Below are 14,064 nucleotides of genomic sequence, written 5' to 3'. Positions count from 1 at the left end.
TATTCAAATACATACAGTTTTAATATTTTATACATAAAAAACCCAAATAAATTATTGATTTGATAAGTATTACTTTGTTTTCTAATGAATATTATAATTTTTGTAGTTTTACAAAACACAAACTCAAATTTTATTTTTATGAAAAAAAGTTACCTGTTTGTCTTTCTATTATCAATAATAGGGCAAACAATTTCTGCACAGAATTCGAGCGCGCTTGTTCGAAATCATTTTGAAGATATTAGCAATAGTAATATCTCTAAAAGTTCTTCTTCTCTCACTGATTTTTCAGAATGGAGAATAACAGATGAAGTTCCTTCATTAAAACCCGGAATTACTCATGTATATGTTAATCAACTATATAATGGGGTTCCTATTGTAGATGGAACTTATAAGATGACGGTTAAAAATAACCAAATTACTTATGAAATTGATCAATTTATAAGAGAGGTAAAATCTAAAGTAGTTTCGGCTAAATCCTCTTCTTCAGAAATCTCTGCAATAAATGCAGTGATAAGAGCACACAATCTACCTGCTGCAAATGGCATGTCTAAAACAGTCAGTAAATCAAGTAATAGTAAATCGGTAGAATATAGAAATTCTGGTATTACAGCAGATAATGAACCGATTAAGGTTAAACAAGTTTATAAGCTGTATAATGGTAAATTACATCTTTGTTGGAACGTAAACCTTTATGAACAAGGAGGAGAAAACTGGTGGGATAGTTATGTAGATATCACTACAGGTAAAATTATATATGAAAACAACTGGGTTGTTAAATGTAATTTTGATAATTCTGATCATAAGTCGCATAACCACGAATCTGTACTTTTTGATACCAAAAAAATGGTAACAGTAGCAGAAGCACCAACAGCAGCAGTGGCTCCAGATTCTTATAATGTATATCCAATGCCAGAAGAAAGCCCAATACATGGTAGTCGTTCTATAGTTACAAATCCAGCAAACACTACAGCTTCTCCTTATGGATGGCACGATACTAATGGAAGTAACGGTGCAGAATATACAATTACCAGAGGTAATAATGTTTTAGCACAAGATGATATTAATGGTGATAATGGTAGCGGATCTTCTCCAAATGGGGGATCAAGCCTTGATTTTAATTTCCCATTAAACCTTAATCAAGATCCTAGTAATTATAGAGATGCAGCAATAACCAATTTATTTTATTGGAATAATATTATGCACGATGTATGGTATCTATATGGTTTTAATGAAGCTAGTGGTAATTTCCAACAAAATAATTATGGAAAAGGAGGACGAGGTAATGATTTTGTATATGCAGATGCACAAGATGGTGGAGGAATTAATAACGCTAATTTTGCCACTCCTACAGATGGTAGAAATCCAAGAATGCAAATGTTTCTTTGGGATAAAACAAACCCTAAAAGAGATGGTGATTTAGATAATGGAATTATAGCTCACGAATATGGGCACGGTATTTCTACACGATTAGTAGGAGGACCTTCATCTAATTCATTAGGAGGATCTGAGCAAATGGGCGAGGGTTGGTCTGACTGGTTTGGTTTAATGCTAACTATGAAAGCTGGTGATGTGGGTACAAATGGAAGAGGTATTGGTACATACGCATTAGGACAGCCAACTAGTGGAGCAGGAATTAGACCAACTAAGTACTCTACAGACAGATCGATTAATGATACAGATTATGCAGATATTAATAATCTTCGTGTACCACATGGTGTAGGATATGCTTTTGCTACTATTCTATGGGATATGACTTGGTTATTAGTAGATCAAGAAGGATTTGATCCAGATTTTTATAATGGTACTGGAGGTAATAATATTGCAATGGCTCTTGTTATCGAAGGATTAAAAAATACAGCGAATAATCCTGGATTTGTATCTGGTAGAGATGGAATTCTTCAGGCAGATAAAGATTTATATAACGAAAAATATAAGTGCTTAATATGGAAAGCATTTGCTGCTCGTGGTGTAGGAAAAGATGCTAATGAGAATACTAATGGTGGTTCTAATACTAACACAGATCAAAAAGTTTCTTTTGTAAATCCTTGTGACGGTACAAACCCTCCAGATGGAGATAAGTGTTCTGGTGATGTTACTTCATTCCCATTCTCAGAAAGTTTTGAAGCTAATTTAGGACAGTGGAAACAAGCAACTTCTGGTGATGATATCGACTGGACTAGACAATCAAATGGAACTCCTTCTAACGGAACAGGACCAGCAGGAGCAGTAGACGGTACGTATTACCTATATGTAGAAGCTTCTACACAAGGACAAGGATATCCTAGTAAAAAAGCAATTTTAAACTCTCCTTGTTTAAACTTTAGTAATGTAACCTCTCCTAGCCTAACATTCCAATATCATATGATAGGGGATTCAGTAGGAACATTAACTGTAGAAGCTAGAATGGATAATACAGGAAACTGGACTAGTGTATTTACTAAAACAGGTGCTCAGGGTACAGGATGGAATGCTGCAGATGTAGATCTGTCTGCATACGCAGGAAAAGCAAGTGTGCAATTACGATTTAATGTAGTAACAGGTACTAGCTGGCAAGGAGATATTAGTATTGATAAGGTTTCTATCCAAAACGGTACTACAACCCCTCCTAATGGTTGTACAGCATTAGATTTTAATGATTACCAAATTACCGCATTTGCAACTCAGGATCGTGCAGGTGATTTTTCAATCCAAAATGCAGGAGCTGGATTATCGTTACAAAACAATACATGGAAGTATATCAGCCTTAATTATACTGTAACTACAAATACTGTAATAGAGTTTGAGTTTAGTAGTACTTCTGAAGGTGAAATTCATGGTGTTGGTTTTGAAAATGATAATGCATTAACGTCATCTAGATATTTTAAAGTTCATGGTACTCAGAATTATGGAGTAACAAACTTTGATAACTACACTAGCGGAACTAAGAAATATGTTATCCCTGTAGGTGATTTCTATACAGGTAGTATGGATCGTCTGGTATTTATTAATGATAACGATGCAGGTAGTGGAAATACTTCTATTTTCTCTAATGTAAAAATTTATGAAGGATCTTGTAATGGAGTAGCACCTTCAGAAATAGCAGCAAGATTTGGAAAAATGACACCTACTTTAGGAAACGAAGATGAGAATGGATTATCATCAATTCGAATCTCTCCAAACCCATTAGATAAAGGAAACTTATTGAAAGTAACTATTCCTAATGGAAAATTATTAGATACTTCGTATTCCATAACTAATATTATGGGACAAGTAGTTGGAAAAGGAACATTAAATACTAATGGTAATATAGATGTTAATCGTCTTGAAACAGGTATGTATATGCTTACTATCCAAAATTCTGAAACGAAAACCGTAAAACGTTTTATTGTTAAATAATTCATCAATGTAAAAAAGATGTAATTAGAGATCTAAGAAAGACCATTTTTTCAAATGGTCTTTCTCTTTTTATATATCAAAATTGTCATGCAATATATCAATGTTAAAAAGAATATAACTCATAGTTATCTTTTGTGTACATTTTGGTGATCATATTTAATTCTTGTTTAAGATTTAGAAGAAATTAATTTATTGTTTTTTAATGCTATAACTTTATAGCTATTAACCAAATCTTACACAATCATGAAAGAATTATATATTCTTGTAGCTCTTTTTATAGGGATACAAACTCAGGCTTCTAATGATAAATATCGATTAACACTGCGTGATAACCCAGCGACTTCTATTGTCATTGGATGGAATCAAGTTTCGGGAACTAACCCAATAGTACATTATGGTACAATAGATCAAGGAAAAAATTATAAAGAGTATACCTATTCAAAATCTCCTGATCGTATCGTTTCTTATCGAGGTATGAATAATCATTTTGTACGCTTATCAGGATTAACACCAGATACAGCATACTATTTTTTGATAAAGGATAACGAAGGAGTGAGTAAGCGATTTTGGTTTAAAACAGCACCTTTAGAAAATGGTAAATTTTCTTTCATAGCAGGAGGAGATTCTAGGAATAATAGAGTTCCAAGACAAAAAGCAAATCGTTTAGTAGCCAAACTAAAACCACATGCAGTACTGTTTGGAGGAGATATGACAGCCGATGATAATGATTCTCAATGGAGAACATGGTTTGATGACTGGCAATTAACTATTGCTAAAGATGGTAGAATGTTTCCTATTCTTGCCGCTCGTGGTAATCATGAAGATAGTGATGATACTATAACAAACTTATTTGATGTACCATCTACAGAAGCATATTATGCAATCACTTTTGGGCAAGATCTTGTCAGAACATATACCTTAAACTCTCTAAAAGCTATTTCTGGAGAACAAGATGATTGGTTAAGAGGTGATCTGAATAAAAATCAAAATGTTATCTGGAAAATGGCACAATATCATTTTCCGATGTTTCCACATGTATCCTCAAAAATTGATAACTATATAGAATATGAAAATTGGGCTAAACTATTTTATGACAATGGAGTAAAACTTGTCATAGAATGTGATGCGCATACCGTAAAAAGTACTTGGCCTATCCGCCCTTTTACAGAATCAGGAAGTGAAGATGGGTTTATAAGAGATGATAAAAATGGAACAGTTTATATAGGAGAAGGAGGCTGGGGAGCACCGCTTCGGACTAATGATGCAATTAAAGGATGGACTCGAGACTCAGGAAAATTCAATCAATTTAAATGGATTTTTGTTGACAAAAACAAGATCGAAGCAAGAACCATAAAAGTAGATAATGAACCACAAGTAGGCGAGGTATCTAATGATAATGTATTTAAAACACCTACTAATCTTGATATCTGGACCCCATCAAATGGAAGTGTTATTAAAATCATCAACAAAAATTTAAGCGCTCCGCAAGTATCTTTTGAAACATTGAAAGAAGGACAACAAATTCCTGCAGGAGATACCTCTATAAAAGTAAAGGCTACAGATAGCGATGGACAAATAGAAAGAGTAGAATTTTATATCGATGGTAGTATCGCTGGTACAGATACAACCTATCCATACAGTATTATAAAAAATCTATCTAATGGGATGCATACCATAAAAATAATTGCATTTGACAACCATGATATATGTACCGAAAAAATAATAACAGTTAGTGTAGGGAACTACACAAGAAAACTCATCATTCCTGTAGCTCATGGAAACGATGATGTAGAAGAAGATTTTCTAGGAGGATTATATACTGATAGTAGTGATTTAGAATTAGTATATGATACCTCTAATATATTTAGTTTTCAAAAAGTAGGAATTCGTTTTCAGAATATAAAAATACCTCAGGGAGCAACTATTACTAGTGCACATATCCAATTTACAGCAGATGAAAGCCATCATAAACGAGCCGAATTAGAGTTCTCTCTTCATAATAGTGATAACTCACCACCATTTTCGGATGAGAATAATGTGTCTGGAAGAAATGTGGTATCTCCCAAAATCGTATGGAAACCAGAACCATGGAATGCAGGAGAAAATACCGAAAAACAAAAAACTCCTAATCTAAAAAAAATGATACAACAAATAATTAATAGAGCAGGATGGAATCTAGGCAATAGCATGAGTTTTATCATCCGTGGAAAAGGAGAAAGTCTAGAAAGGAGTAGCTATAAACGAGTAGCAGTTTCTTATGATAATAATGCGAGTAAGGCAGCCAAATTGATCGTAAGTTATACGTTAACAAAAACATTAAAAACAGGAGAGTTCGAAAAGCATAACAGTACTGATAGTTTTAAAAAAAGCGATATATATCCTAATCCTTTTGATCACGAATTAACAATAGAAATTCCGATAACAAAAGGTACTATTCATATACAGATGCACGGTATCAATGGAAATAACGTATTTTCTAAGCAGATGCAAGTCAAAAACAATACAATACGAATTCAACCAAAAAATATAGATAAAGGAGTATATATCATCACAATACTAGATCAGAATGGAGTTATTTTGACTCATAAAAAAGTAATAAAGAAATAAAAAACCTAAAAATAAATAGAGTATAAAAACCGCCTAAATGAATTAGGTGGTTTTTATACTCTATCCTTATGATCGATTTCTTATCTGTAAATAAGTAAGTATATGGACTTATACCAAAAATTCAGTGCTAAGATCTGAAGTGTATAATTACAATTTTTATTCAGTCAAGATGTAATCAACTATTAATACTCCCATTGCCTTTTTTTATTCAGCTCTTCTTCTGCTTCTAGTTCTGATTGTGGGATAACTTTAAGAAAAGAAGGATGTTGCTCAATCGCAAACTCTAATTTACTAACAATATCATCAATAGAATCATTATCATAATCGATATCTAGTGGTTTTTTTATAACCATAGATTGTAATATTCCTCGTTTTTTAATTCGGATACCTTTTTTATCAAACGATCTTCTAAAACCATCTATTACAATAGGAACTACAATAGGCTTATATTTTCTAATAATATGAGCTGTTCCCTTACGAATAGGTTTAAATGGTTTTGTAGTTCCTTGAGGAAATGTAATTACCCAACCATCTTCTAACGCTCTAGAGATATTAGTAATATCACTCATCTTTACTTGGCGATTAATATCCTGTCCTTTGTTTCTCCAAGTGCGTTCTACTGTTATAGCTCCTGCATATGCTAAGATTCTTGCCAGTAATCCAGCTCTCATTGTTTCTTTAGCAGCTACATAATATAAATTAAGTTTTGGATTCCATAGATAACCAACATTTTTAATAGAGTCTGTTCGACCACTTAAGCTCGCATTAAATACATGAAACATTGCTACTACATCTGCAAAGTATGTTTGATGATTAGATACGAATAGTACTTTATTATCAGGAAGGTTTTTAAAAATCTCACTTCCTTCTATTTGTAATTCATTAAAACCACGATAACGTCTATGTGTCATAGCCCCCAGAATACGAATGAGCCATGTTTTTAGAAATAATATATGACCAAATGGATTTTTTTTTAATAATCCCATGTAGAAAATTAATTGTATATTTAGAACGCCAAATATACAAAATCAAAAGTCTATCTCCGTCTTTAAAAGTATTTTAAGCTCGCTAAGCATCATCGCAGTTGCTCCCCAAACGACATAATCGTTTAGTTTAAAAGAAGGTACCTCTATATTTTTTGCATACGATGTGGTTAATTTTTGAGGAACAATATTGTCATCATTGAGTAATTCTACTAATGGTACTTCTATAATTTTTGCTACTTCATCTTCTTGCGGGACAAAATCAGGTCTTTTTTCTGCAAAACCTAAAAAAGGGTGTACCCAAAAGTTAGACGGAGGTATATACACTTTTGTTAATGATTTAATCACAGTAATCATAGCACTATCCACACCTACCTCTTCCTGTGTTTCTCGTAATGCAGTTGCTGTATAATTAAGATCACATGTCTCTACTTTACCTCCTGGTAGCGCTATCTGCCCCGAATGTACTCCTTCATATTCTGGTCGCAGTATCAATACTAAATGAGTGACCTCATTTTTAGGATACAAAAGCATTAGTACTGCAGCATTTCTAGCTTTTTTCTGTTCGATATTAAGGTTTTTAAGCTCACGTGCACGAATTTCGGGAATCATAATAAAATGAGAAGATTGCCCTGGTACTGACATTTTTTCTATTTTTGGTATTAAATTTTTAAAGGTTTCAAATGTCATTTATTAAATCATTTTTATACTGTAGCGTCACTATTTTCTTATTCTCTAATTGTGAAGATACACATTCTAAAAAAAATAAACAGAATATCAAAAAAAATAATGATCCCATTTCTGTAACTAAAATAGAGCTACCAGACACTACAAAACCTGATCTTCAGGAAAATAATTCTAATGACACTCCTTTTAAACTTAGTAATCAAAATTTAATAGAGTTTATGACGGCCTATGGTCGAGAAAATCCTGAAACTCTAGTGAAGATAAAAACAAAATATGGTGATATTCATATAAAATTATATAAAGAAACTCCTATCCATAGAGCGAACTTTATATATATGGTAAAACAGAACTATTTTGATGAGACTTTTTTCTATCGTGTATCTAAAGGATTTGTTATCCAAGGAGGAAATAGCGATCGTCAGGAAATGGCAGTAAAACGTTTCGAAATCGGAGAATATACCATTCCACAAGAACCTGTAAAAGGTTTAAAGCATGTAAGAGGTGCTGTCGCTTTATCAAAACAATGGGTAGATAATCCCTCTAATCGTTCTACTCCTTTTGAATTTTTTATCGTAATCGCAAAAAATGGAGCGGCTCATCTGGATGGAGAGCATACCATTTTTGGAAAAGTCGTTAAAGGAATGAATGTCGCTGATAAAATAGCTAATGTACCTGTAGATACTAGTGAGTGGCCTATAGAGAATATTTTTATAAAAGCTGAAGTGATTAAGTAAGTGGATCTCGCAGGTTTTAAAACCTGTGAAGTTATTAACAATCAGCAACTACAATTGCTGTGTATAATAATTATAATCTGCAATTACTCTATCTACAAACTGTAATGGTTTTTCTTGTGGGGTAATATCCATCAAGGAACTTACTTTATTAGAAAGTTCTACTATAATATCATGATTGGTATTTTGTCTTGCATCCATGTAAATCGTTTTAATTTTACGCATTTCTTCATCACTAAAAATAGTTACTTGTGGATATACAGCCACATAATCGTCTGGTATATCTACTAATATCGTCTGGCGTAATTGTGTTTTTTGTCGTTCGCTAATTACTGTAGTCGCAGCTGCCATATCCCCTAGCCGTTGTCCTTTTCCTCCTAATAATATAGCTACAACTGCTACTCCTCCGAATGCAAATGTAACATCTATCAAATGAAGCATCCACCTAATCAGATAATTAGAAAAGGCTGGTCTAGATCCATCTAATTGCACTACTTTTATTTTCATTGTCGCTTTACCAGGCGTTTTACCATCCCAAAATGTTTCCCATAATAAAAAATATAAGAATGCAGGTAAGCTTAAAATACCCCAAAAAGCCCACTGATCACCTAAATCTAAACCCATAACATTAATTAAGAAAAGTGCTATGATAAAATAAGCAATGATTACTAAGGCATCGATTAGATATGCCAGAATACGTTCCCCTATACCTGCAACATTTTGGTGTATACTAACATTTTGAGCGGTTTCTATTTGAAAATTATCCATTAATTATGTTTCTTTGATCCTCTTAATTATAGATTATGCGAGAGGCGGCTTTTGTGAAGCAAAATAAGGATAAATGGTTAAAATTTGAAAGTGTTCTGGTTAATAATACTCAAATAACACCTGATGAGCTTTCTAACTTATATATAGAAATAACCGATCACCTTAGTTATGCTCAGACCTTTTATCCTAATAGTCAAACATTAAGCTACTTAAATAGTTTAGCATCTCAGGCACATCAAAAAATCTATAAAACGAAGAAAGAGAAAAAAAATAGGTTCTATTCTTTTTGGGTAAAAGAATTCCCTTTAGAATTTTATACCTATCAAAAACAATTACTAATTGCTTTTTTGATTTCTGCTTTATTTACTGCTATTGGAGCATATTCTTCTGCTACAGATGGAGCTTTTGTGAGATCTATATTAGGAGATGGTTATGTAAACATGACCTTAGAAAATATCGCTAATAACGATCCCATGGCGGTATATAAAAAAATGGGAGAAACCAACATGTTTCTTGGCATTACAATCAATAATATTAGAGTTGCTCTTAATTGCTTTATACTCGGTATTATGTTTGGAATAGGAACACTATATATGCTCATGAGTAATTTTATTATGCTAGGCTCTTTTCAGTATTTTTTCTATGACAAAGGACTACTATGGGAAAGCGCACGTACCATATGGATTCATGGAACAATAGAAATTTCGGTTATTATTATTGCTGCATCCGCAGGATTAGTTGTAGGAAACTCAATTTTGTTTCCTAAAACATATACACGTCTTACCTCTTTTATACGAGGAATCAAAGCTGGATTAAAGATCGTAATTAGTACAATTCCTTTCTTTATCATAGCAGGGTTTTTAGAAGGTTTTGTAACCAGACATACCGAAATGCCTGATTGGCTAGCCATATTAATCATAGTAAGCTCATTGGCTCTAATCCTATTTTACTATGTAATTTATCCTAGAAAACTTTATAACACATCAAGAAATGAATACTAGATATATCAATTTTAAGAAAAAAAGAGAGCTCGGAGATATCATTACAGATACTTTTGCTTTTTTAAGACAAAATGGTAAAGCATTACTATCCATAGTACTAAAAACCTCTGGTATCTTTTTTATCTTACTCTTACTTGCCTCAGCCTATTACACTCATGTATACACTATCGCTTTTAATCCTGTAAACATAAGCAGTGGAGAAGTTTTTAAATCTCCAGGAAGTTTTATTATTGCAGTATTAGCACTATTTACAACACTACTTATTTTTTATGGTGTACTTTCAGGAACTGTTTTGCATTATATCAAAGCATATATTGATAATAAAGGCGTAGTAGAAAAAGAAGCCGTAGTAAAAGGAGTAAAAAAAGATTTTGGTACTATTATAGGATTAGGAGTACTCTGTGGTTTGATTGTTTTTTTTGGAACAATGCTTTGCTTCATCCCTGGGATATACTTATATGTACCGATGAGCCTAGCTTTTTCAATACTAGTATTTCGTAGTTCTAGTATTTCTGATGCCATTAGCGAAAGTTTTCAATTGATAAAAAATGAATGGTGGATCACTTTTGCAACTCTTTTTATTATTGGATTACTGATATGGCTGATTAGTCTGGTATTTTCATTGCCGGCAGTGATCTATTCTTATTCTAATTTATTAACTTCAGCTTCAGAACAAACAATGACAAATACCAATAAAGTCGATTGGATTTTTATAGCTTTAAACACCATATCATCATCAGCACAATATCTATTATATATTATAACAACTATCTCTACTGCTTTTATTTATTTTAATCTTAATGAAAGAAAACATAATACAGGTACTTTAGAAGAAATAGATTCACTATCTGGTAATCATAAAATAAATTGAAAATTCTTTATTACATACTATTTTTTATTTCTTGTTCTCTGTATTCTAAGACTCCAGATAGCACTATAGTATCTACATCTCAGGAACTTGTATATGATCTGGATTCTCCAAAAGAAATTCCGCAATTCGACACGCAGAAAATACAGGAGTTTCAGTCACAACAGGATTTTAATTATATAGTATATGAACAGCCTGATAATTGGTGGACGCAATTTAAAAAATGGATAAATCAATTATTAGGTAAACTAAAAGATTGGTTTTTTGGTGCTGATGAAATAACAGGGTTCTGGGTTGTGGTATTAAGAATTTTACCATATCTATTGATCATAGGATTGCTATTCCTATTAGGTTGGCTATTTATGAAAGTATCTCCTTCTGAGTTGCTTATGGAAAAACATACCGTTCCACAAGTACAATTTACAGAAGACGAACATATCATTAAACATCAGGATATCCAAGAATTGATCGATAAAGCATTACTTAACAAAAATTACAGATTAGCGATTCGATATTCTTATCTTTTTGCATTAAAAAAACTATCTAATGCAGCACTTATTGATTGGGAGGCTCAAAAAACCAATGCTGATTATAGTAACGAATTAGCCGATCAAACAATAAAAGATAAGTTTCAATCAATTACTAAACTATATGATTTTATATGGTATGGAAATTTTGAAGTTGATGAAGAAGCCTATAAAAAAGCAGAAAAAGATTTTACTGCTATAATCCATATAATCCAACGCTAACTTGATGACTAAAAACCTTAAAATATTCATCATTTTTATCGTAGTTGCTATCGGTATACTTATGTATCAAGAAGCAAATCAACCCGAACCTATAAACTGGTTTCCTAGCTACTCCTCTGTAGATAAAATTCCTTTAGGAACCTTTGTATCTCATTCATTGATCAAAGAATCCTTTAAGAATCATGGAGGTTTTAGAAATAGTAGTAAGCCTCCTTATGAATCTCTTACGGATAATGATACTATTACAGGAACTTATGTTTTTATTAATGGAGCTATCAATTTTGATAAAGACGAGTTAGATAAACTACTCTCTTGGGTAGCTAATGGTAATACACTATTTATCTCTGCCAATGCAATAGCAAGTCAATTATTAGACACCCTCGCTATAGAGACTAGTAGCCATATCGCTCTGGATAATATCAATACTAAACCTCTGGTTACACTAATTAATAAAAATCTTAAAACCAAAACTCCTTTTTTATATGATCGAGATATCTACAATTCATATTTTAGCAAAATAGATACTGTACATACTACGATATTAGGAGTTTCACAACTCTACAATGACACCTTAGCGATAAAAAACCCTAAAGCTAATTATATCCAACAGCAATTTGGTAGTGGTCAAATTTTACTTCATACCTTTCCAGAAGCATTCAGTAACTATTTTATGCTAAAGGATGCTAATCATCAGTATACACAAAACCTTTTAGCGTATTTAAACCCAAGACAACAGGTGATTTGGGATAGCTATTATAAGTCTGGTAAAAAATTCTATACCTCTCCCCTTTTCCTTCTACTAAGTAATCGATATCTAAAATGGTCTTATTATTTTGTTGTTATTGGTGTGATCTTATTTGTCATTTTTGAAGGAAAACGGAAACAACGAAGCATTCCGATTATAGCACCTCTAAAAAATCAAACTTTAGCATTTACCAGAACGATCAGTGGCATGTATTATGAAAAAGAAAAGCATAAAGAAATCGCTACCAAGCAACAGCTATTATTTTTAGAATATATCCGTAACACCCTTAGAATACCTACAAATACTTTAGACAAAAAAACAATGATTGATATTGCCTCTAGAAGTAATAACACTATAGAAGATACTATCGCTATATTTAACTATTTTGATATACTTTATAAAAAATCAAAAATCGAAAAAGAAGAATTAATGCATCTTTATGAATTGATAACTACATTCAAAAAGCAATCTTAATAACGATATTTTAGTATAAAAAAAGAACTATATCCATGGAAAACGAAGATACCTCTAATATAACGCCTCCTGAGCAGAACTCACAACAAGAAGCATCAGAGCAACACCTCGATTTTAAAAACAGAATTGACCTCAGCGAATTACAACAAACCGTAGAAAAGCTAAAATCTGAATTATCCAAAGTGATTATCGGTCAACATGATTTTATAGAGTTGTTAATTGTTTCATTACTCTCTAACGGTCATGTATTAATAGAAGGAGTACCTGGAATTGCAAAAACGATCACAGCTAAATTATTTGCTAAAACGTTACAAACCGGATTTAGTAGAATTCAATTTACACCAGATCTAATGCCCAGTGATGTCTTAGGAACTTCTATTCTGAATATGAAAACTAGTGATTTTGAGTTTAAAAAAGGACCTATCTTTTCTAATATGGTACTCATTGATGAGATTAATCGTGCTCCTGCAAAAACTCAGGCTGCACTATTCGAAGTAATGGAAGAAAAACAAGTGACTATAGATGGAATCCAGTATCTTATGGCACCTCCTTTTATGGTATTAGCAACTCAGAATCCTGTAGAGCAAGAAGGAACCTATGCACTACCAGAAGCACAATTGGATCGTTTTTTATTTAAGATTAAAGTAGATTACCCTACGCTACAGGAAGAAATTACAATTTTAAAAACACATCATGATCGAAAGGCTGCGCAACCGCTAGAAATGATTGAATCCGTACTAACACCTGAGAAATTATTAGAATTTAAAACCAAGACACAAGAGGTTATTATTGAAGAAAAGATCATAGGGTATATCGCCGAGATTGTTACTAAAACCAGAACACACCCACATCTATACCTCGGTGGTTCTCCTCGTGCCTCGATTGCAATTATGAATGCCTCTAAAGCATTTGCCGCAATTAATGGAAGAGATTTTGTAACACCAGAAGATATCAAAAAATCACTATCCCCTGTACTACGACACCGTCTTATCCTATCTCCAGAACGTGAAATGGAAGGAATGACCACCGAAAATGTTATAGAAATGATCTTGCAATCCGTAGAAATACCTCGCTAG

Annotated in this window: 11 protein-coding genes; 8 read left to right on the top strand and 3 right to left on the bottom strand. The window is 32.6% G+C overall.

Going from position 1 to position 14,064, the window contains the following annotated elements:
- The first annotated feature begins 138 nt into the window (after positions 1–138).
- Together N456_RS14535 and N456_RS14530 are read left to right on the top strand one after the other, a co-directional pair.
- Positions 139–3,375 (top strand): M36 family metallopeptidase, encoded by a 3,237-nt coding sequence (locus N456_RS14535; protein WP_158447899.1) that lies wholly within the window; start codon positions 139–141, stop codon positions 3,373–3,375.
- Between the two features lie 243 nt (positions 3,376–3,618).
- Positions 3,619–5,982, top strand: coding sequence for an Ig-like domain-containing protein (locus N456_RS14530; protein ID WP_062058708.1), 2,364 nt, complete (start codon positions 3,619–3,621; stop codon positions 5,980–5,982).
- A 182-nt stretch (positions 5,983–6,164) separates the two neighbouring features.
- Here N456_RS14530 and N456_RS14525 read toward each other — a convergent pair whose 3' ends face one another.
- Both N456_RS14525 and N456_RS14520 read right to left on the bottom strand, forming a co-directional pair.
- Positions 6,165–6,968, bottom strand: coding sequence for a lysophospholipid acyltransferase family protein (locus N456_RS14525; RefSeq protein ID WP_062058705.1), 804 nt, complete (start codon positions 6,966–6,968; stop codon positions 6,165–6,167).
- Positions 6,969–7,010: 42 nt separating this feature from the next.
- On the bottom strand, positions 7,011–7,655 hold the full coding sequence (locus N456_RS14520) for an NUDIX hydrolase (RefSeq protein ID WP_062058702.1): 645 nt from the start codon (positions 7,653–7,655) through the stop codon (positions 7,011–7,013).
- Here N456_RS14520 and N456_RS14515 point away from each other — a divergent pair.
- The gene (locus tag N456_RS14515; RefSeq protein ID WP_082422547.1) at positions 7,649–8,386 is read left to right on the top strand and encodes a peptidylprolyl isomerase; all 738 of its coding nucleotides are present in this window, start codon (positions 7,649–7,651) and stop codon (positions 8,384–8,386) included. The genes N456_RS14520 and N456_RS14515 overlap by 7 nt on opposite strands.
- Before the next feature lie 48 nt (positions 8,387–8,434).
- On the opposite strand, the gene N456_RS14510 is transcribed toward N456_RS14515, so the two are convergent.
- Positions 8,435–9,151: an RDD family protein gene (locus N456_RS14510; protein ID WP_062058696.1), complete on the bottom strand. Its 717-nt coding sequence runs from the start codon at positions 9,149–9,151 to the stop codon at positions 8,435–8,437.
- A 35-nt stretch (positions 9,152–9,186) separates the two neighbouring features.
- On the opposite strand from N456_RS14510, the gene N456_RS14505 reads away from it, so the two are divergent.
- The 5 genes from N456_RS14505 to N456_RS14485 are packed head-to-tail and all read left to right on the top strand — an operon-like array spanning position 9,187 to position 14,064.
- Positions 9,187–10,152 (top strand): stage II sporulation protein M, encoded by a 966-nt coding sequence (locus N456_RS14505; protein WP_062058693.1) that lies wholly within the window; start codon positions 9,187–9,189, stop codon positions 10,150–10,152.
- Positions 10,142–11,023: a hypothetical protein gene (locus N456_RS14500; protein ID WP_062058690.1), complete on the top strand. Its 882-nt coding sequence runs from the start codon at positions 10,142–10,144 to the stop codon at positions 11,021–11,023. Before N456_RS14505 ends, N456_RS14500 begins: the two co-directional genes overlap by 11 nt.
- On the top strand, positions 11,020–11,769 hold the full coding sequence (locus N456_RS14495) for a DUF4129 domain-containing protein (protein WP_082422546.1): 750 nt from the start codon (positions 11,020–11,022) through the stop codon (positions 11,767–11,769). Before N456_RS14500 ends, N456_RS14495 begins: the two co-directional genes overlap by 4 nt.
- Positions 11,770–11,773: 4 nt before the next feature.
- Positions 11,774–12,988 (top strand): DUF4350 domain-containing protein, encoded by a 1,215-nt coding sequence (locus N456_RS14490; protein ID WP_062058688.1) that lies wholly within the window; start codon positions 11,774–11,776, stop codon positions 12,986–12,988.
- Positions 12,989–13,023: 35 nt separating this feature from the next.
- Positions 13,024–14,064 carry an AAA family ATPase gene (locus N456_RS14485; RefSeq protein ID WP_062058685.1) on the top strand — a complete coding sequence of 347 codons (1,041 nt, stop codon included), beginning with the start codon at positions 13,024–13,026 and terminating at the stop codon, positions 14,062–14,064.

This window comes from Aquimarina longa SW024 (genome assembly GCF_001401755.1).
Taxonomy (GTDB): domain Bacteria; phylum Bacteroidota; class Bacteroidia; order Flavobacteriales; family Flavobacteriaceae; genus Aquimarina; species Aquimarina longa.
Note: the sequence above shows the minus strand (reverse complement) of the source record. Positions and strands in the feature narration are given on the sequence as shown.